At 44.2% G+C, this 20,385-nt stretch carries 15 protein-coding genes and 1 tRNA gene; 12 read left to right on the forward strand and 4 right to left on the reverse strand.

The genetic code is table 11. The features are described 5' to 3' along the window. Positions 1–326: 326 nt before the first annotated feature. Complete coding sequence (locus PATL_RS04030) at positions 327–1,169, reverse strand: PEP-CTERM sorting domain-containing protein (protein ID WP_011573678.1); 843 nt, start codon at positions 1,167–1,169, stop codon at positions 327–329. A gap of 278 nt (positions 1,170–1,447) precedes the next feature. After that, positions 1,448–1,846, reverse strand: a complete 399-nt coding sequence (locus PATL_RS04035) for a cytidine deaminase (protein ID WP_011573679.1) — start codon at positions 1,844–1,846, stop codon at positions 1,448–1,450. A gap of 212 nt (positions 1,847–2,058) precedes the next feature. Here PATL_RS04035 and nlpI point away from each other — a divergent pair, with 212 nt between their 5' ends. The 5 genes from nlpI (at position 2,059) to PATL_RS04060 (ending at position 6,896) form a co-directional block, all read left to right on the forward strand. Further along, on the forward strand, positions 2,059–2,958 hold the full coding sequence (nlpI, locus tag PATL_RS04040) for a lipoprotein NlpI (protein WP_041713301.1): 900 nt from the start codon (positions 2,059–2,061) through the stop codon (positions 2,956–2,958). Positions 2,959–2,982: 24 nt separating this feature from the next. Beyond that, complete coding sequence (locus PATL_RS04045) at positions 2,983–4,326, forward strand: hypothetical protein (protein WP_041713303.1); 1,344 nt, start codon at positions 2,983–2,985, stop codon at positions 4,324–4,326. 99 nt (positions 4,327–4,425) lie between these two features. After that, a complete protein-coding gene (gene nadA / locus PATL_RS04050) occupies positions 4,426–5,484 on the forward strand; it encodes a quinolinate synthase NadA (RefSeq protein WP_011573682.1) in 1,059 nt (352 codons plus the stop codon). A gap of 112 nt (positions 5,485–5,596) precedes the next feature. Then, positions 5,597–6,190 carry a beta-phosphoglucomutase family hydrolase gene (locus PATL_RS04055; protein WP_011573683.1) on the forward strand — a complete coding sequence of 198 codons (594 nt, stop codon included), beginning with the start codon at positions 5,597–5,599 and terminating at the stop codon, positions 6,188–6,190. A gap of 616 nt (positions 6,191–6,806) precedes the next feature. Next, positions 6,807–6,896: transfer RNA gene (locus PATL_RS04060), tRNA-Ser, on the forward strand. A 198-nt stretch (positions 6,897–7,094) separates the two neighbouring features. Here the strand turns inward: PATL_RS04060 and PATL_RS04065 are convergent. Further along, entirely contained in the window at positions 7,095–8,744 is a 1,650-nt protein-coding gene (locus PATL_RS04065) for a sulfatase family protein (RefSeq protein ID WP_011573684.1), read from the reverse strand. 252 nt (positions 8,745–8,996) lie between these two features. On the opposite strand from PATL_RS04065, the gene PATL_RS04070 reads away from it, so the two are divergent. The 4 genes from PATL_RS04070 (at position 8,997) to PATL_RS04085 (ending at position 13,142) form a co-directional block, all read left to right on the forward strand. Then, positions 8,997–9,755: an IclR family transcriptional regulator gene (locus PATL_RS04070; protein ID WP_011573685.1), complete on the forward strand. Its 759-nt coding sequence runs from the start codon at positions 8,997–8,999 to the stop codon at positions 9,753–9,755. A 591-nt stretch (positions 9,756–10,346) separates the two neighbouring features. After that, the gene (locus tag PATL_RS04075) at positions 10,347–11,363 is read left to right on the forward strand and encodes a zinc-binding alcohol dehydrogenase family protein (protein ID WP_011573686.1); all 1,017 of its coding nucleotides are present in this window, start codon (positions 10,347–10,349) and stop codon (positions 11,361–11,363) included. After that, positions 11,363–12,193 (forward strand): amidohydrolase family protein, encoded by an 831-nt coding sequence (locus PATL_RS04080; protein WP_011573687.1) that lies wholly within the window; start codon positions 11,363–11,365, stop codon positions 12,191–12,193. The genes PATL_RS04075 and PATL_RS04080 overlap by 1 nt, the downstream gene beginning before the upstream one ends. Positions 12,194–12,203: 10 nt before the next feature. Next, positions 12,204–13,142, forward strand: coding sequence for an aldo/keto reductase (locus PATL_RS04085; protein ID WP_011573688.1), 939 nt, complete (start codon positions 12,204–12,206; stop codon positions 13,140–13,142). 526 nt (positions 13,143–13,668) lie between these two features. On the opposite strand, the gene PATL_RS04090 is transcribed toward PATL_RS04085, so the two are convergent. Then, positions 13,669–15,207 carry a UxaA family hydrolase gene (locus PATL_RS04090; RefSeq protein ID WP_011573689.1) on the reverse strand — a complete coding sequence of 513 codons (1,539 nt, stop codon included), beginning with the start codon at positions 15,205–15,207 and terminating at the stop codon, positions 13,669–13,671. 229 nt (positions 15,208–15,436) lie between these two features. On the opposite strand from PATL_RS04090, the gene fucP reads away from it, so the two are divergent. The 3 genes from fucP to PATL_RS04105 all read left to right on the forward strand — a co-directional run bounded on the left by fucP (position 15,437) and on the right by PATL_RS04105 (position 20,202). Next, complete coding sequence (fucP, locus tag PATL_RS04095; RefSeq protein WP_011573690.1) at positions 15,437–16,861, forward strand: L-fucose:H+ symporter permease; 1,425 nt, start codon at positions 15,437–15,439, stop codon at positions 16,859–16,861. 340 nt (positions 16,862–17,201) lie between these two features. Further along, positions 17,202–18,704, forward strand: coding sequence for a tryptophan 7-halogenase (locus PATL_RS04100; protein ID WP_011573691.1), 1,503 nt, complete (start codon positions 17,202–17,204; stop codon positions 18,702–18,704). Beyond that, positions 18,682–20,202, forward strand: a complete 1,521-nt coding sequence (locus PATL_RS04105; protein ID WP_011573692.1) for a tryptophan halogenase family protein — start codon at positions 18,682–18,684, stop codon at positions 20,200–20,202. Before PATL_RS04100 ends, PATL_RS04105 begins: the two co-directional genes overlap by 23 nt. Positions 20,203–20,385: the final 183 nt, after the last annotated feature.

Consider the following 20,385-nt stretch of genomic DNA (forward strand, 5'->3'; position numbering starts at 1 on the left):
TAAGCCGTGCCAGAACAAATTATTGAGCATTATCATGGTATTGCATTCTGAGCGGTAAATATCTATACCGAAAGCGTAAAAATAGGTGACTAATGTGTACGAAATTTACACGCTTAGTGTAAAGTTTTCTAAGGGGGGAATCGCTACTAAGAACACGTTAAATAAGGGATTGAAGCTTTGCGTAAAGCAAAAACTTGTCAGCCCATTATTAACAACTTAATAGGACTGAATAGAGGACTTTTTAACTGTTGGCGTTTGTCTTTAATGCGGCTTATTTTCAGGCATAAAAAAAGTCGGCGAACCGACTTTTTTATGAATTGTTAATATTACTTCTGCAGTTTTTTACGCAATACGAAGCCGATTAGACCTAGACCTAAGAAAGCCAAACCAGCTGGTGCAGGTACATTACGATTTGATAAACCAACCACGATGTTGTCGAACTCACCGGCTACGCCAGATGAAACAACACGTAAGCGGGTGAAAGCTTCAGCAACGCTGAAGTTTATGTTCACGTAAACATTGGACTTATCAGATAATCTGTCACCTTCAACACCACCAACAAGATCTAATATTTCTTGACCAGCAATGCTTTTCACTAATTGGTCAGTATCAGAGTAAAACTCAAAGGTGTTATAGGTATCGATTGATCCCCAATAAAAGCCTAGGTAGTCAATGCTTGAACCAGCTAAAGACGCATCTATTGTACCGATGTTGGCTAAGAAATTGGTGTAATCGATGTCTACGTAACTATCAGTTCCAACCGTTTCAGGTGTGGTATAAGCATAACAAGTCGTGTCACCAGCAGGTGCAGCTGCTACATTTCTCACTGAACCTGTACGTACATTTAACACGTTAGTGGAGCTAGGTTGAACAAGTAATGGTGAGTTGATTGCACAACCAGTAGAACTGCCTGCCACATTATAAGTTGTGTCATTTGCAGTCGGTAGCCCTGGAATTGCGGTGGCGCTATCGAACGTTTCTACAAAGAAACCGTCGCTGATGGCATTGATAGTATTGTTCGAGTTAACATTGGCGCTTGTTTTACCAGAACCGTCTGTGGCTGCTTGACCACCTAAGGTAATAGTAGCGGCGCTAATGTTTTGCGATGCAGTTAGCGCTAGTAAAGCGGCTGCTGATATGAATTTTGCTTTCTTAAATAAACGTGTCATAGGTTACTCCTGTACGACGACCTAACTGCAACTGTGATATGTATTGTCGATAAAGCACAAACTGAGCCACTTCTAATTAATCCTTTTAATTCAACATCTTAGGCTTTTGGCTAATTGACGCTCAACAGTCAGTGTAAAAAAAGTAGACAGGCTTTAATTTGTAGCGTTTCTAACTAGATACGCTTCGAAACTCGGCACATTATAACGGTGGTTGATTTTTAATCAATGCTGTTGTGTGCAAATATTTTCTTTATCAGGCATCAGGGCTAACGAGGTTTTTACTGCTCAAATGCAAAGGGTAAAATTTCATTCATGGAAAGCGTTTTAATTTCACCTTCGCTGGTGGCCATATGAACTAAAGTGTCTTTGCTGGCGAACTCAAAAATACGCTGACGACACCCGCCACACGGTGAGCAAAAGTGTTCATTTGGGCTGGCAATTAAAATTTCACGGACTTGCCTCGCACCACCTGCCACCATTGCTGCTAAGGCGTTTCCTTCGGCACACTGACCTAGCGGAAATGACACGTTTTCTACGTTGCAGCCAGTATACGTTTTACCGTCTTCTGCCACTAGGGCAGAGCCCACTCTGTAATCAGAATAAGGAGCGTGTGCTTTGGCTTGTACATCCAAAGCGGCATTAAAGAGGCTTTGTAAATCAGTTTGTTGCTTATTCAAAATGGTATCGCTTTTTTTCTCAATAGCCGGCTAGTGTGCATTATTTTTACAACTTGATACAGTAGATTGCAATTTTCGCCTTCTCGTTGTCTTTACATTTATGGGTAAATACGCCACCCTGCCTGTTTACTAAGCTTCATTTCCTGGCCGATTCCGCATTTTATCGCCATCACATTTTAGACCGAGCGTTGCCTACTCTTATGCTAATTACAATGCAAAATAAATTTTTCTCACTGGTATTCTTAGGATTGATATTAAGTGGTTGCGCTAGTAGCAATCAAGCTCAGCAAAGCCAAGCACAGATGAGTAACTTATTACTCGCGGAACCTGCGCCCATGAGCGTGCGTTCGCAAATGGCGATTGCTAGGTATAACCAAATTCTTGAGAAAGCACCGTTAGAAGATCAAGAAAGGGCAGAGTTACTCCATCAACGTGGCATGTTGTATGACAGCGTTGGGCTTGCTGGTTTAGCCCAATACGATTTTGATCATGCAATACGTCTTAAACCAGATATGGCGGAGGCGTATAATTCTTTGGGGGTACATTACACCCAGCAAATGAATTTTATACAAGCCTATGAAGCGTTTGATGCCACATTAGACATCAATCCTGATTATGAATTTGCATTTTTGAATCGTGGGATTGCGCTTTATTACGGTGGCCGTGCCGATTTAGCCGTGAATGATTTTAGTGAATTCTACCGAAATGATGAATCCGATCCATATCGTGCACTTTGGTCCTTTATTGCCCATAGCGAACTTGACCAAGCAGATGCATTAATTACGTTAAGCAATAATCGTGAAAACTTAGACGAAGACAACTGGGCGACACATTTAGTCGACCTATATCTAGGACGTATAGATGAACAGGCATTATTAAACGCCCTAATTCAAGGGGTAAAAAGTCAGCAAGAGTTGACGGATCGCCTTTGTGAAGCGTATTTCTATCTGGGAAAATATAACTCAGCTTTGGGTAACCGCGGTGTGGCGTCGAATTACTTCAAGTTAGCTCTGAGCACCAACGTATTTGAATATGTTGAACACAGATATGCGCGACTTGAGCTTGATATGCTGCGCGATAAAGCCGTTGCTGAAAGTGAAGGGCCACAATAGCAGCCTGTGCTTAAGAGACGACAAGTGCTAAAGGTAGGCTTGTTGCTTTGTTGTGTGGTTTGGCTGCTTGCTGGGCGTAGTGATTCAACTTACTACTTAGCCTTTCTAAATGCGCAAGCGGCCGTTCAATCGAATCCATTCCATTTTTTATACAAAGCTCATCAATATGGTGACCCAACAGCGTTATCTAGAATAAGCCAAGTAGCCATCGAATCTGACAATGGATATTGGTTACACTTCTCAAAATTAGCTGGCTCACCCCAAATTCAGGAGTATTTTTCTCACTTACAAGCAAGTAGAAAACGCAGTCGCGCTTCTGAAAAGGCATTTATCTACGTCGCATCACAAGGTGATGTAGATGCTCAGGTAGCGCTTTATCATCATTTTATCGTCAAGAATCAACGGCAAAAAGCGCAATATTGGTTGGCAAAAGCTGCGCAGCAAGATGCAGGCAGTGCGGTGTACTATGCTGAATGGTTATCCCTGCTTGGCGAAGAAGAAAACGCTGTTGTTGCGTTGAGACAAGCTAGGAAAATCGGTAGTCGTCGTGCAACTGCTTTACTTAACATGATACGTTCTGAGGACAATTTCGCCTCCTCTGGGCGTAATTCGTCGCAAGAATGTGCCCTGCAGCTGCAAATGGTGGCTGGCACACTTCATTCTGTTTTACAGGGAGAGCGTTTTAAAACTCGTTTTGAAAAAGACACTCGATTAAAAGAGCTGCCTATCTGTATTAATCAACCTATTTGGCTCACATCACACGAACTCACTTGCTCAGCTAACTGGCGGGGTGCTCAGCGCTTAGGATGCGATATTACCGCATTAAGTGTTCCTCTTATTAAGCAGAGTTTTACCCATATAGTGGTGCTTGCGGATAAGGGCAAAGCGAATGTACACAATGGGATTATGTTTTTAGATAGCAAAGATGATTACAACGTTTTTGTACATGAACTCGCGCATTTTGCTGGTTTTGTAGATGAATATCCCTTGTCATCAGGATTAGCGAACAGCATTTGTAATTCGAATGATGCACCAAATCTAATCGTGAGCAAGGCGGCGAAAAAACCGAATATAAAGCAATGGCAAACTTTAGGGATGACTGCGCCCACGACAATGAGTGAATCTCGCACTTGTGATAATCACACAGCGCAAGGCTACAAACCAAGTAGAAAAATGACGTTTATGGAGTTTTACGACATCGCTTATATCCCACCTTATTACCTAAAAGTATGGGCCGAACGTTTATTGGAAAAGCCCTTATTAACGCCTGCTTACATTAATTTATATCAAGGCTATGAGGCTAAAGGCGAGCCTGCGCGTGGCAAGTATTGGCGCGATCGTTACCAGCAGTACTTGCAAGCAGATTAAGTCGGTGCGATTGAATATAACGGGAAGTGTGATTTTTGCTCACACTATCGGTATACTACTCGGATTAATTATGATGTTTGTGGTAACCAAATAAGCACTATGAATCAGGCACTTTCTATCGGTACGGTGGATTATCCGTTCCCGGCAAAACCAGCGCGATTAACTTCTGCTCAGCAACAAGATTACATCGACAAAATTAAACAATTGCTCATCGAGAAGAATGCCACGTTAGTTGCGCATTACTATACTGATCATGAAATCCAAGCGCTAGCTGAAGAAACGGGTGGGTGCATTTCTGACTCCTTAGAAATGGCGCGCTTTGGCCGTGATTGCGATGCGCAAACACTTATTGTTGCAGGTGTTCGCTTTATGGGTGAAACAGCAAAGATACTCAGCCCAGACAAAACCGTAATCATGCCGACCCTTGATGCCACTTGTTCATTGGATATCGGCTGCCCAGAAGCCGAGTTTTCGGCGTTTTGTGATGCACATCCTGAGCATACCGTTGTGGTGTATGCCAATACATCTGCTGCGGTAAAAGCGCGTGCAGATTGGGTGGTAACATCAAGCATAGCCCTTGAAATCGTTGAACATTTAGACGCCCAAGGTAAAAAGATTATTTGGGCGCCTGATCGTCACTTAGGGTCATACATAGCTAAAGAAACCGGTGCTGACATGCTAATGTGGCAGGGCGAATGTATCGTGCACGACGAGTTCTCAGCTAAAGCCCTGCGCGACATGAAGCACCTATACCCGGACGCTGCTGTGCTTGTACATCCAGAGTCACCCGCCAGTGTAGTGGAGTTAGCCGACGCTGTAGGGTCTACGACCCAGCTTATTAATGCTTCTCGCACGTTACCCAATGACACCTTTATCGTCGCCACTGACCGAGGCATCTTTTATAAGATGCAACAGTTAGAGCCGAACAAAACCTTTTTAGAAGCACCCACTGCAGGCAATGGTGCAACGTGCAAAAGCTGTGCGCATTGCCCGTGGATGGCAATGAATGGATTAGAAGCGATTTACAAAGCGCTGACCGAGACGACAGGTCACGAAATATTCGTAGAGGATGAACTACGTAAAAAGGCCTTAGTACCGCTTGATCGAATGCTTGATTTTTCCGCTGAGCTGAAAATGAAGGTCACAGGCAACGCCTAGTTCATTTCTCGTTAGTAATCCTGATTGAAAGCCAGCGAATGCTGGCTTTTTCATTTTTCGTCCACATAAACAGTATAGTGTTATGTTTTAATTCGACTATTTAGGAGCAATCATGCCAGATTTAAGCCGTTACAAAGGGATCGTTTTTGATATGGACGGTACGTTAATCGACTCAATGGGCTCCCACGCGGTTGCATGGCAACAAACCTGTGAACGTTTTGGTTATCCATACGATGCTCAATATATTCATGACTTAGGGGGAGTCCCCACGCGTCAAATAGCGCAGTTACTGAATAAAAAGCACGGCATGGATCACAACTTAGATGAAGTTGCCGAGGTTAAGCGCCAAGCTTGGCTAGCGCTAGATGAAAACCTAACCGTGATCCAAGATACGTTTGATGTAATGCAGCGTTACAAAGGCATCCTGAAAATGGGCGTTGGCACTGGCTCAGAGCGGGAAAACGCCATTCGAATGTTGACCGAAACCGGCCTGCTTGAAAGGGTTGAAACGGTCGTCACGGCGTCAGATGTTACCCATGGTAAACCCCATGGTGAAACATTCTTAACCGTCGCTAAAAACATGGGCCTGAATGCTGACGAGTGTGTCGTGTTTGAAGACACTGAAATTGGCCGCCAAGCCGCACAACATGCAGGAATGGATTGCATCATGGTCATCAATGGCAAGATAGAGCTGCCTGTTGCTTAAACACTAGTTAACCCGGTTTATGACGCTTATTTAGTATTAATCGTTTAGATAATGAGCGTCTTAACCGCCTAATCAAACTAAACACTTGCGCAGGCCAAAGGTTTTCCCTAACATACGCGCCTGCTGAAAAGCTTGTTAGACATTACTAGTAAGACGCAATGCGCTGTTATTGCAGGTTGGCAAGCACAGACTGAAAAGTTTTGGAGAGGTGGGTGAAGCCGGCCTCTTTAGGTGCGTAGCACCGCCCGGCTGAACGGCCGGACATGGATGTACGGACTGGGTGCCGATCATCATGGACGTGTTAACTTCGATAATTTTTCGAAGAGTAAATTATAGTTTTGGAGAGGTGGGTGAAGCCGGCCTCTTTAGGTGCGTAGCACCGCCCGGCTGAACGGCCGGACATGGATGTTCGGACTGGGTGCTGATCATCATGGACGTGTTAACTTCGATAATTTTTCGAAGAGCAAATAAAAGTTTTGGAGAGGTGGGTGAAGCCGGCCTCTTTAGGTGCGAAGCACCGCCCGGCTGAACGGCCGGACATGGATGTACGGACTGGGTGCCGATCATCATGGACGTGTTAACTTCGATAATTTTTCGAAGAGTAAATTAGAGTTTTGGAGAGGTGGCTGAGTGGCTGAAGGCGCACGCCTGGAAAGTGTGTTTAGGGTTAAACCTAACGAGGGTTCGAATCCCTCTCTCTCCGCCAAATAATAAAAAAGCCCCTACGTTTTTCGTAGGGGCTTTTTTATTGTCTCGAATTTACGAGGATTTGATGTTGCCCTTTCAAGTTTGACGTTTTTGTGGGCAAAAAACGCACTGCTTTCGCTACCCAAAGGCGAGCCTGTGAGTGAGCCTGAGGACATCCCTTAATGTCACTAACTTTTCCATCGTGCTTATTTAGTTGCTAATCGTTCCAATGTCTGTCGATAATTCTCTGTATGTGCGGGTATTTAGCGTCTGTTTCGCCGTACATGGCTCTTTGTTCTTGTAACTCTGACTTCAGAGAAGCTATCACGCTGCTATAACGGGGATCGTAATAAACATTATTTTGTTCTGAAGGATCGTTCTTCAGGTCGTATAGTTCCCATGCAACGGGTGTGTCGATGGTATTGTTCGAACGTCCTGTTTTATTCAGCCATGCTTTATCGTAAAACGGGTAGGGGGAGTCCATGTGGTTCGTCCCATAGTAAAAAACCAATTTATACTCTTTACTTCTCACGCCAAAGTGGGCGGGTACGTCGTGATACGCTCTGTGAGTCCAGTAGCGATAGTAACTCGCCGTGCGCCATTGTTCGGGGGGTTGTGAAAATAACGCTGTTTTAAAGCTTTTTCCGTGCATATATTTTGGGGTGCTGATATTCGCAAGGTCTAAAATAAAAGGGGCGAAGTCAGTGTTGTTAATCAACAAGTCGCTTTGTATGCCCGTTTCACTGGCATCAGGATGCTTAACAATAAGCGGCATTCTGATAGATTCATCAAATATCCAACGTTTATCTTGTAAGTCATGCTCACCGAGCATCATGCCTTGGTCAGACGTATATATAATGATGGTGTTCTTGTATTGGCCGGTATCTCTGAGAGTCTGAATTAACCGCGCTACGTTATCGTCAACTCCTTTTACGCAGCGAAGATATGCCTTCAAATATTTTTGATACGCTTGGCGGGTAAATTCTTCTTCACTTAAATTTGGGTCAACGCCTAAGTCTATTCCCATGCTTCGCCGATTGTTTCTGCGTGACACTGAGGTGCCAATATCGGCTCTTAGGGTATCGTTTTTACCTCTTGTCGCAATAGAACCGAATGTTTTGGCTACAGCGTATAAATCATCTGGCTCAGGGATAGTTTCAGCAGCGAGGAAGTCTTCATAGCGCGGCGCGTACTTAAACATATCGTGAGGGGCTTTAAATTGATGCATCAAGAAAAACGGCTTATTGGCCACTCGGTTTTCTAACCATTCGATCGATAAATCAGTTACAACATCTGAAGAATGCCCAGTGTATTGCGTTTCGTTTTCAGGCCAAGGCTTGGGGCCTCTTGTTCTAAACTCAGGGTCAAAGTACGTGCCTTGAGACTCAAGTACCTGATAGTAATCAAATGCACCTGGTTCTGCTTTTAAATGCCACTTTCCAATGATGGCAGTCTCGTAGCCCGCCTCTTTCATTAATCGCGGTAAGTGCTGCTGGGATGTCGCGATTTTCCCCCTGAGATCGAGTACGCCGTTCGTTTGACTGTATTGACCGGTTAATATCGTTGCACGGCTCGGTGTGCAAATCGAATTAGTCACGAATACGTTGGTAAAGGTCATGCCTTCATTTGCCAAGGCATCTAGATTTGGAGTGGGGTTAAGTTCAGCTAAGCGCCCCTGATATGCGCCTACTGCGTGAGCCGCATGATCATCCGTCATGATGTATAGAATATTGTATTGCTGGGTTTCGTTGCTTGTACTGGAAGCGCTAGAAGTCGTCGAGTTAGTGGAAGAAGACTCAGCCGATACACATCCCCCGAGCGCAAAAACAGTTGCCAACGTGAGTAGCACTTTTAATTTTAACGTCATGGTGTCACCTTAAATAAATTGTATTTGATAATCTAAAATTAAATATAAAAAATATCAATCGGTAATGTGACTTGTTTCCCCGTTTGGTCAGAAAGATACCTCGTTTCAGTTGGTTATTTTTTGAGTTAACCTATCGACATCCACTCAAAAGGCTCTAAAATTGATATATGCTTTTTGAAATTTTGTATTTGAAAAAGAAAGATCAACGCCACTCTGCTTGCAAGGGCAAACTAAACGAATAAGGTTTTAAATATGGAAGCGACATCATCGAAGAAGTACTCAGCGCCTGCCCTAGAAAAGGGATTAGATATTCTCGAGCTATTATCCAAAGACGCCACCCCTTTGAGTACTTCCACCATAGCGGAGAAGCTGGGTCGTTCAAATGCAGAAATTTACCGAATGATTTTAGTATTGGAACAACGAGGATATATTGAAAAAAGTGAGGATATCGACGGATATCAAGTCACTCGCCGATTGTTGCAGTTGGGTACTGAGCACGAGCCAATCAAAGATATTCTAGAATATGCGCAACCTATCATGCGTTCTCTAGCAGAAAAAACCAGTATGTCGTGTCATATTGCTGTGGAATCACAAGAACAGATTGTGGTTATTTCTCGGGTAGAAACACCAAGTAACTTGTCGTACTCGGTGAGAGTAGGCTATCGCCGCCCCATCGTTTTTGCCGCATCCGGGCGAATTTTGTTTGTTAATCAGTCGGCCGAGAAGAAAGAGTCAATGATTAACTTACTTAAAAAGCACCACAGTGAAGATGAAGTTAAGCAATTTATGGCGGATTGCAAAAAGGTCTCTAAGCAAGGCTACTTGAAAGCCCCCAGTGCATTTGTGCACGGAGTGACTGATTTGTCTTACCCAATCATTGATTCAGACCACGCCGTTGCTACGCTCACAATCCCTTATATCATGGGCATTGATGACGTACTTAAAGAGCTAAAAGTGGCAGCTGAAGAAATTTCTAAAGCGGTCTCTTATGGGATTGTACGAAAACTTTAGGCCTCATTAGTTTACATTAACGTTTTGAGCGATTGCGCCACGCTTTCGCTCTTTTATTCCGCTCTACTATTCCTGCTCTTCACGCCTCTAATTAAATTTCTCTTTCTCCTTTCAAATCTACTGTTTACCTCTGGCTTTTTGCTTCGTCTAACTCTGCTACGCGCCATCACGAAGCGCAATTATACTAGCGTGGTGAAGTAAGAGCTTAGTGCCGCACTCACAGGCGTCCCCCTTCTCGTTATTCTTAGTGCTTTATGCGCATCTACGCGCTTAGAAGAAGCGATATTATTTTATTTATCCAAATGTTTATTTATAGATAAATACAATATGTTTCTGTATGTAACGGGACATATCATTATTTCGGTATGTTTTAAGTCATACTGAAGCCAAGGTTTTAGGGCATTTTGCAGCGTGTTTATGGCACGTCAGCTACTATTCTAAAATTGCAGAAGTGATGTTTTTGGGTTGGTTTAATTTATTAAATATAAATAAATATATTCATATACAAAAATAAAGTTAGAAATTTATATCCTAAGTGTTATGATTTTCACATGATTAAGTGAACCAGAAGACCGTTTAGGATCCCCTTTGATGAAAACTATCGTATGTATTGAGCCCGGTATTTTAGAAAAACGAGATGTCGAAAAACCATCACCTAGCGCAGGCGAAGTGCTAGTTAAGATTAAATCTATTGGTATTTGCGGTACTGATATTCACGCCTACGCAGGGAACCAACCTTTTTTTGAATACCCCCGAGTTCTAGGTCACGAATTGTCAGGTACAATTGTTAGCCTTGGTGAGGGCGTTGAGCTCCCAGTGGGCTCATCGGTTTACATCATTCCTTATTTGCATTGCGGTGATTGCATTGCGTGCAACAATGGTAAGCCGAACTGCTGCACTAATATTGAAGTATTAGGAGTGCACCGAGATGGTGGCATGTGTGAGTACCTAAGTGTGCCAGCGTCAGCAGTCGTGATATCTGATGGACTTTCATTTAACGACATGGCAATAATCGAATGTCTTGCTATTGGTGCTCATGCCGTTAGGCGAGCACAGCTGACCAAAGATGACACTGTTCTGGTTCAAGGTGCAGGGCCTATAGGATTAAGCACTGCGCAGTTTGCGAAAGTAGCGGGCGCAAAAGTCTTTGTCTCAGATATCAAACAAGACAAACTCACTTTCTGTAAAGAAGAATATAACTTAGACGCAGTGGTGGATGCATCAGGTGATGTAAATGCGCAATTAGCCGCACTGACCGACGGCCAATATCCAACTGTGATAATGGATTGCACTGGTAATGTGAACGCTATGCAGTCGACATTCACTAACTTGGCCCATGGCGGAAAAATCGTATTTATTAGTGTCATTAAAAAAGACATTTGCTTTAATGATCCTGAGTTTCATAAGCGTGAAACAACCTTATTAGGTAGTAGAAACGCAACGTTAGAGGATTTTGAATTTGTCGTTAACTGTTTGAAAGATGGCTCAGTGGTAAGTCGATCTTTAGTGACCCATACGGGGAAATTTAGTGAAGTGATGGATACGTTCGAAAGCTGGACAAAACCAGAAACCGGTGTGATTAAAGCCGTGGTAGAAATGGACGAGTAATGAGAATTGATGCACACCAACATTTTTGGGCGTACAACCCTGAAGAGTTTGATTGGATAGGCGAAGATGAGGGTGTTTTAAAGCGCGATTATTTTCCTCCGGCACTAGAAGCAGAAGCTGGGGCCAATGGGGTTGATGGCACTGTGGTTGTTCAAGCCCGTCAATCTATTGAGGAAACGCAGTGGTTGCTGTCTCTCGCTCAACAGTTTCCACTAATCAAGGGCGTTGTTGGTTGGGTTGACTTAATGAACCCGAGCTTAGAGCAACAGCTTTTAAGCTGGCAAAACGAGCAGGTCCTGAAGGGGTTTCGGCATGTGCTTCAAGGTGAGCCCGATCCGAACTTTATGCTACAACCTCGCTTTGTCGAAGGTTTGAAATTGTTGCATCAATTTGACTATACCTATGACTTACTGATTTTCGCCGCTCAGTTACCCCAAGCGCGTCAGCTTTTAGATACCTTACCCCAGCACAGGATCGTTATCGATCACATTGCCAAACCTGATATTGCTTCAGGTGAAGGTTTCGCCCAGTGGAAAGCGCACATGCAGGCCATTGCTGAACACCAAAATGTGTATTGTAAGATTTCCGGCATGGTCACCGAGGCTAGCCACAAAGACTGGCAAGAAGCTGATTTCATCCCCTATATGGATGTGGTGTTTTCCGCCTTTGGCCCTGAAAGAGTCATGTTCGGTTCAGACTGGCCAGTGTGCCAACTCGCAGCGACGTACCCAGAAGTAATACAGATCGTTGAACGATATGTCACCCGTCTGTACCCAGAATTTTCGCAGCATGTATTTGGCTTAAATGCCGAACGATTCTACCGATTGTAGTGAGGTTATTATGAATTATAGGCAATTAGGCAAGACAGATCTTAAGCTATCACAAGTTAGTTACGGTGCGTCACCGCTAGGCAGTGTTTTTAGAAATATCAGCGAGCAAGAAGGCATAAAGACAGTCCACACCGCGTTAGACTTAGGAATAAACTACCTTGATGTATCACCTTATTACGGTGACACAGTAGCGGAAACAGTACTGGGTAAAGCATTAAAAGGCATTCCTCGAGATCAGTATATTTTGTCGACTAAAGCAGGGCGTTACGGGGCGGATTTTGCTGATTTTGATTTTTCTGCGAAGCGAATTGAAGCAAGCCTTGATGAAAGCTGTTCCCGCTTAGGCGTTAACGAAGTTGATATCTTGTTTTTACATGATATTGAGTTTGCTGATATGCGCCAAGTGCTGCAAGAGAGTATTCCTTGTCTATTAGCCCTCAAGAAGGCAGGTAAAATACGTTACGCAGGGGTGACCGGATATCCATTAAAGGTATTCAGTGAGGTCATCAGCCAATATGAGATTGATTGTATTTTGACCTACTGTCGCTATGCCTTGTACGACAACTCATTGGCAGAGATTATCCCAACATTAGATGAAGCGTCGGTTGGTATTATCAACGCCTCACCTACTGGTATGGGATTGCTGACCGAACGGGGCGCGCCTCAGTGGCACCCTGGAAGTGAGCAGCTCAAACAAGCGAGTCTAAAAGCGGTCAGTCTTTGTCAGTCTAAAGGAATAGACATTACTGCCTTGGCTTTGCAATTTGCGATTGACCACCCATCTATTGCCTCCACTTTGGTTGGCACAGCGAACCCCGCAAATATCGTAAAAAATGTAGAATGGGCTTCAGCTCAACCTGATGCATCTTTGGTGAGTGAAATTCAACAGATTTTTGCCAATGTTCCATGTACATGGCCATCAGGCTACGAGCAAAATCAAGACAAATAGATAATACCAATCCGCATTAATAAGTGCCCGCCTCAGAATGCGTCCAGCGGTTTTTGATTAAGGCGTCGCTATGTAGTAATGGTTGTTCCCTTTCAAATAGTGAGAACGCAGAGCAAAAGCTGCTGGGGCATTCCTTTCAGGCGAATTTTAAAAGGGCTTACACTGCGTTGCATGACTTCGAAAGAGAACAACTATTCATTCAGTCATGCGCCTTGTTTAAGCCCTTTTAAACTCTCGCTGAGTGATCACTTATTAACGTGGAATGGTATAACCCATAAGATTAGGGCCGGCGTCACAACGTCAGCTAGCCCTTTATCAACTCGATTTTTGCAACTCGCCCTTTTAAAAAAGAGCTAACAAGCAGGGAATAAGAACCCGACAGCCAGAAGGTCGGGGTCATCACAAAGACGCTGAGTAGTGTCGCTACGTCAGCCCTTGTGAATAACATGCTGTTTTAACCTTTCAGTTTTGAGCCTTTGAGTTCAAAAGCCCTTAGTTTTAACGGATAGCCTTTCACGTGTCGGCTTTATAAGGTAACGCCATTTTTCCATATGGCCATTTCGCGGTTTTCATTTTCTTCATTTCTGGTTTTTTGCCCTGATGCCACGGCTAGAATACAGTCAAAGAGTGCATCGGCGCATTGGTCTATATCAATATTCTCATCCAATATTTTGCCCGCATTAAAATCAATCCAGTGTTTCTTGCGTAGGGCTAAATCTGAATTAGAAGCGATTTTGACTGTGGGCACGGGAAACCCAAGAGGGGTACCTCGTCCGGTGGTAAACAGCACGATATTCGCTCCTGCTGCTGCCAACGCAGTGGACGACACCGCATCGTTCCCCGGGCTCTGTAATAGCGTCATACCTTGGCCTGTGGATGCACGCTGACCATAATCTATCACTTCATTGATGATGGCTTTTCCGCCCTTTTGGATTGCTCCAAGGGACTTTTCTTCTAAGGTGGTCAAGCCGCCAGCTTTATTGCCTGGCGATGGGTTTTCATAGATAGGCTGGTTTTGGGCGATAAAATACTGTTTAAAATCGTTAACCAATTTTACGATGTTGTCGAAGGTTGCCTTGCTGTTTGCTCTGTTTAGCAACACTTGCTCGGCGCCGAACATCTCCGGTGTTTCTGTGAGTATGACTCTGCCACCAAAGCGGGTTAATTTATCTGATACTCTGCCCACGATGGCATTGGCGGTTAGTCCGCTAAAACCGTCTGAACCACCACACTTCATGCCCAAGGTTAAAGACGAAACAGGTACCTCTTCTCGCTGATCCTCAGCCATCACATCTAAAAGCTCTTCCACCAGGGCTAAGCCAACTTGCACTTCATCTTCGACTTCTTGTGAATTGAAATAGCGTAAGCGACTAGGGTCAATATTAGGTGTTGCGCGGATCAGTGCATCAAGTTGATTGTTTTCACAGCCTAAACCAATAACGAGCACCCCACCTGCATTCGGGTTTTGCATTAAACTGGCGAGTATATTTCGCGTATTGTTTAAATCGTCACCCAACTGTGAGCAACCAAAAGGATGGGTGTTGGCAATAAAGTCATCCGCCCGAGATGAAAATTGCCTTTTCGCTAATTCCGCAATGCGATTTGCTGCTTGATTAACACAACCAACTGTATTGATTATCCATACTTCGTTTCTGACCCCCACATGACCAGACCGACGCTTATAACCGTTAAACGTGGGTATGGCGGTTATTGCCTGAGCGGGTGTTATCGAGGGGGCATAATGATAGGTTTCTGAGCCATCTAGATCCGTCGCCAGATTATGGCTATGAATGTGCGCACCTTTATTCACGGCCTGAGTAGTACTGCCAATCCCATAACCATATTTGACCACAGCCTCACCTTTCGCAAAGTCGCGCATCGCAATTTTGTGCCCGGCTTTGATATTTTCTTGTAATGTTAGCTTTGTGTCACTGTAACTGACTTGCTGACCGTCAAGTAAGTCTTTAAGGGCGATTAGAACATTGTCTTGTTCATGTACTTGAAGCACAGCACGCTGTCCTTGCTCGGCATTCTCTAACAGTTCTTTATTGATTAATTCCTGCATATCCCACCTCGAAATATATTTTTATATAAAATACACTATTTATATGTGAAAAATCTACCAATTGGTGTAGGTTTGAATTTAATAATGGATTTCGAGCACAGATATGTCGACATGATAGGGATTTAAGTTTAAAGTAATTGAAATGTAAATTTTAGTTAAACCAATTGTTGCGGTATTTTTGTTTGCATATAAAAAAAGAATACTACTTATAAAAAGAAAGGGGGATGGAATGTCAAGCGGGATGGAGCAGACAGCCGAAGCGGTATCAGTACAGAAAAACCAGGGGAGCAAACCCCAAATATTAGAAGCAAAATATATTGTCCCATTCCTGTTGGTTGCCTCGCTATTTCCGTTATGGGGCTTTGCAAATGACGTGACTAACCCATTAGTAAAAGCGTTCAAAGATATTTTCATGATTTCTAACGCGCAAAGTAGTTTGGTGCAATTTGCCTTCTACTTGGGCTACGGAGTGATGGCAATACCTGCGGCAATTTTTATTCGTCGATTCTCATATAAATCCGGTATTTTGCTCGGCTTAGGGTTATACGCCATTGGCGCTAGTCTCTTTATACCCGCATCGATATACATGGAGTTTTCTTACTTTTTAGCGGCATTGTGGATCTTAACATGCGGTTTGGCGTTACTAGAAACAACGGCCAATCCTTACGTGTTGTCTATGGGACATCCCGATACATCGACTCAGCGTTTGAACTTGGCTCAAGCGTTTAATCCTATCGGCTCATTAACAGGTATGTTCGTCGCCAGTAGCTATATTCTTAGTGAGCTACGGGTTGAAGCTTTTAGAGAGCAAGAAAAAGCCGCTCACCCAGAGTATGCGCAAATGTTGCCATCAGAGGTCGACGGCAAGTTAACCAATGCATTATATGACTTTGCGCAAAACAATCCGGTAGAGCATCAGGCGATGCAAGCGGCTGATCTCATTACTGTTCGTGGGCCGTATGTGGCTATTGCAGTTGTGGTTGCGATTGTGTTCTTTGTATTTCTACTAAGTAAATTGCCTAAAACCATGGCGCATGCGACGCCCTTAACCACGTCTGAATTAAAGAACACATTTCAGCGCTTATTTGCCAACAAATGTTATTTAGAGGGCGTGATCGCGCAAGCTTTCTATGTTGGGGCACAAATCATGTGCTGGACGTTCGTTATTCATTACGGCATGACATCAGTAGGGCTAAGTGCCTCTGAAGCACAAAGCTATAACATGGTGGCCATGGGAATATTTTTGGCTAGCCGCTTTATATGTACATTTTTACTCGGTTTCTTTAGGCCCGGGCAGCTGTTGATGTTGCTTGCTTTAGGTGGGTTTGTTTTGTCCCTAGGGACTATCTTCGTCGGAGGGTACACAGGGTTGTACTGCTTAATTGCTACCTCAGCGTGCATGTCGTTAATGTTCCCAACCATTTACGGTATTGCGCTCAAAGGAATGGGCGAAGATGCTAGCCTAGCGTCGGCTGGTTTAGTGATGGCAATAGTCGGTGGGGCGCTTATGCCTCCCATCCAAGGCTCTATGATTGATGGCGCTGCGCTTATCGACGGCATCCCGTCAGTGCAAACGTCATTCGTGCTGCCGCTCATTTGCTTTGCAATGATATGCCTGTACGGATATCGCGCTCACTATAAGTATGGTCGATAAACCAAAAGCATATATGAATACCTTAGCGCAGTTGTGCAGTGTGGCGCTGTGCGCAATAGGAGCTTGCTTGACGCGAGTGCTGTGAACGTTTAATAGCTGCAGCATTGGCAGTTGAAACAGGCACTCGTGTACACTGATTATTAAATATGAGAATCTTAATTTATATGTAATTTGTTATCTTATTGGGTTTTGCGTTGAATTCAGTATTAATTTTAACGCTAATTTCAGCGCTAGTTTCTAAGCTAGATTATCAATTCAATAAGGAAATGATGATATGCCTAACGTTAGATATGAAAACAAAAATCAATACGAAAAGACGAGATTAAGGATATAAAAACCCGTGTTACCCATCCCCCAGAACATTACCATTGTAGGGTTAAACGTTCATGGTTTACTCACCGCGCTAATGCTGCGTAAAGCCTATAACCCAGCTGTCACCAAGATTACCTTAGTGGGGCAGATAGAAGAAAATCAGCCCCCTAAAGTCATGTTAGCTGGTAGTGCCCTTAATACGCTTTTGGCGCATTTTGGTCAGTCAGAAGCACATTGGATGCAGCAAACAGACGCAACATTCAAATTGAGTAACCGTTATGTTGGCTTTAGCGAGACGCCTTTTAGTGTGGCCAATACATCCGAAGTTGATATCTTGCATCAGCCACTCATGCTTGAGCTGACAAAATTAAAACGCCAACATTATCAGCTCGATTTATCCTTAGATGATTTCTTTTTTAGCGCTGCGCTAGCGAAAAGGAATTTGTCCCCCAAGGCACAAGACTTTCCGTTTGAAACCCATTACCAATATCAGGTTGATACCGATAGTTTACTCATTTTACTGCAGAAAATAGCGGCGACAAACAGTATTGATATGCTGCAAAAATCACTGGAAACCTTGCAGCTTGACCCGCAAGGAAGGTTGAAACATGTTGAATGCGAAGGCCAGATACTAAGTGGAGATTACTTCTTCGATTGCACTGGTAGCGCGAAGTTGCTGATCGGAAACATGCCTGAGTTTCGTGAGGAAACCTTGCCTGAAGTAAGAATAAATGATCGGGTGTTAACCTTTACCGCATCGGCTAGAACCTGTGCCAGTGAGGTGATAACGACGGCGTTAGACTGCGGTTTTGTGCAACAATACTCCCTTCGAGGCTCAGTACATTTTCAGTATCATTACAGCAGTAAGTTCATTCAAGACGAGCAAGCGGTGCAAGTGCTGGGGCGACATATGTATCTGCAAGGGTATGACAATGTGTTGCAGCGCAATCTTAGTGCAAACCAGGCATGCTTAGTCTTTCAGCCGTGGAGCAAAAACTGTATCGCAATAGGCCCAGCTTGCGGCTTAACCCAAGGAACAGAAGATCATGAACTTGCCCATACATTCGCGATGCTGGAGCGTTTTGTCTCCAGTATTCAAAGCCCAGATGACGTGTCGGCGGTCGTGCAAGACTATAATGACAGAATTAAAAGTCGCTTTATATACATTCACTCGTTCCACAGCACGCTGCTACTGTTAAACGCCAGACGAAATTCGCCTTATTGGCAAACTCCTCAAGATCCCAACGCACTTACTCCCATAGGTAAAACGCTGTTTAGCCAATGGTTAAATGGTCAAGATCTTGAAGTGGAGCCTATTTGGGACATCAATGGAGCCAATGCTTGGTACGCGTTGTTTTCTGGCTTGGGGCACTACCCTAAAGATGATACTAAGCCCCATCCTCAAGCGGCGAGTATCCAAGATAACATTCAAGACATGGGTAGAAAGTTAAACGGTTGCTGCTTAAATTTTCAATCACACGAAAGCCAATTAGATGAAGGCCAATGCCATGCGAACGTCACTGCCGTTTAAAAAGATAATTATTATTGGCGGTGGAACCGCAGGGTGGATGAGTGCTTGTTACTTAGCCAAAATGTGGCACCAGCATGACGTAGAGATAAAGATCATTGAATCTGATGCCATAGGAACCATAGGCGTGGGGGAGGGAACAACCCCGTCGATTAAAGGCTTCTTTGAGCAACTCGGCATTGCCGCCAAAGAATGGATGCCGGCGTGTAATGCTACGTATAAAACGGGCATTCGATTCGTCAATTGGTCGTCTGATCCAAACTACAAGAGCTACTTTCACCCGTTTTATTCGCAGTTAGATGAATATTTTCAACATGAGTTTTTCCAAAACATTCAATTGAAGCATCGTGGATTTGATGTGCATGCCCACCCTGACCAATACCTACTAGCCAGTGAATTAGCGACCCAGCGCAAAGCGCCCATTGAGCCTGAACATTACCCATTTGATATGGCTTATGCCTATCACTTCGACGCAACCTTATTGGCGCAGTTTCTAAAGAAAAAGGCCCTAGAGTGGAATGTGACGCATCAGGTGGCAACCATCAGCGAGGTAAAGCAGAAGGATGATGGCAGCATCGCTAGCGTGGCAACAGAAGCCGGAGAAGAGTTCGAAGCTGATTTTTTTGTGGATTGCTCTGGTTTTCGTTCGCTGCTTTTAGGCAAGACCTTAAACGTACCCTACAACAGTTTTGCAGACAGTTTGTTAAATGACTCAGCGGTGACCATAGTAACTGACCGTGAAGACACGACGCCTTCGATGACCCTTTCAACTGCTCTTTCGTCAGGTTGGGCGTGGCGCATCCCTCTGACCAATCGTTTTGGCAACGGCTACGTGTTTAGTAGTCGTTTTCAGTCCCCAGAAGAGGCTGAAGAAGAATTCAGGCAGCATTTAGGGTTGCCTGAAGGTACCCAGTTTAACCATCTGAAAATGCGCGTTGGGCACTTCGCCAAAGGTTGGGATAAAAACGTGCTAGCCGTGGGGTTGTCTCAAGGTTTTATAGAGCCCTTAGAGGCAACCGCACTGCACTTTGCCACCCAGTCGGTTGTGGATTTCGTCAGCGCAATCGACAACAGCACAGACCACGATGGTTGTTCCAATCAAGCTGCCTATAACAATAAGTTAATGGATAGGTTTAGCTGCGTTCGTGATTATATTGAGTTGCATTATTTGGCGAATAGTCGCAACGACACCGCCTACTGGAAAGCCGCACGTAGTCATACACCGTCGCCGCGATTACAACGCATATTACAAACCTGGCACCAAGGGCAAAGTGTTCCGCGGGTATTAGATGAAGAATCAGTGAGTTTGCAACTTTTCGGCCATGAATCATGGTTGTGCTTACTTGCTGGGAAAGGCGTGTTTCCTAAAAGTGAACAGCCCCTAGAGGCTTTGCCCGCACCAATGCGTATTGATATGCAAAAAATTAAACACTTTGTTGAAACCAGTGCAAAACATTACCCACCCCATGACGACGCTCTGGCTGAGTTAACGCTAGGCTAACGATGGGCGCAACAGCGACACGACTGCGCGCGTAAGCCATGCGCCCGTATCTTATGCGGCCGTAACTTATGCGCCCGTAACCTATGCGGCCATCAGGTAAAAGACATAATTCTGATATTTCTCGTCGCAACGACTGTACTTTCCCTGATGTAGCTTGATTAGGATGTAACCAACAATATGTTG

This window comes from Paraglaciecola sp. T6c (assembly GCF_000014225.1).
GTDB classification, from domain to species: domain Bacteria; phylum Pseudomonadota; class Gammaproteobacteria; order Enterobacterales; family Alteromonadaceae; genus Paraglaciecola; species Paraglaciecola atlantica_A.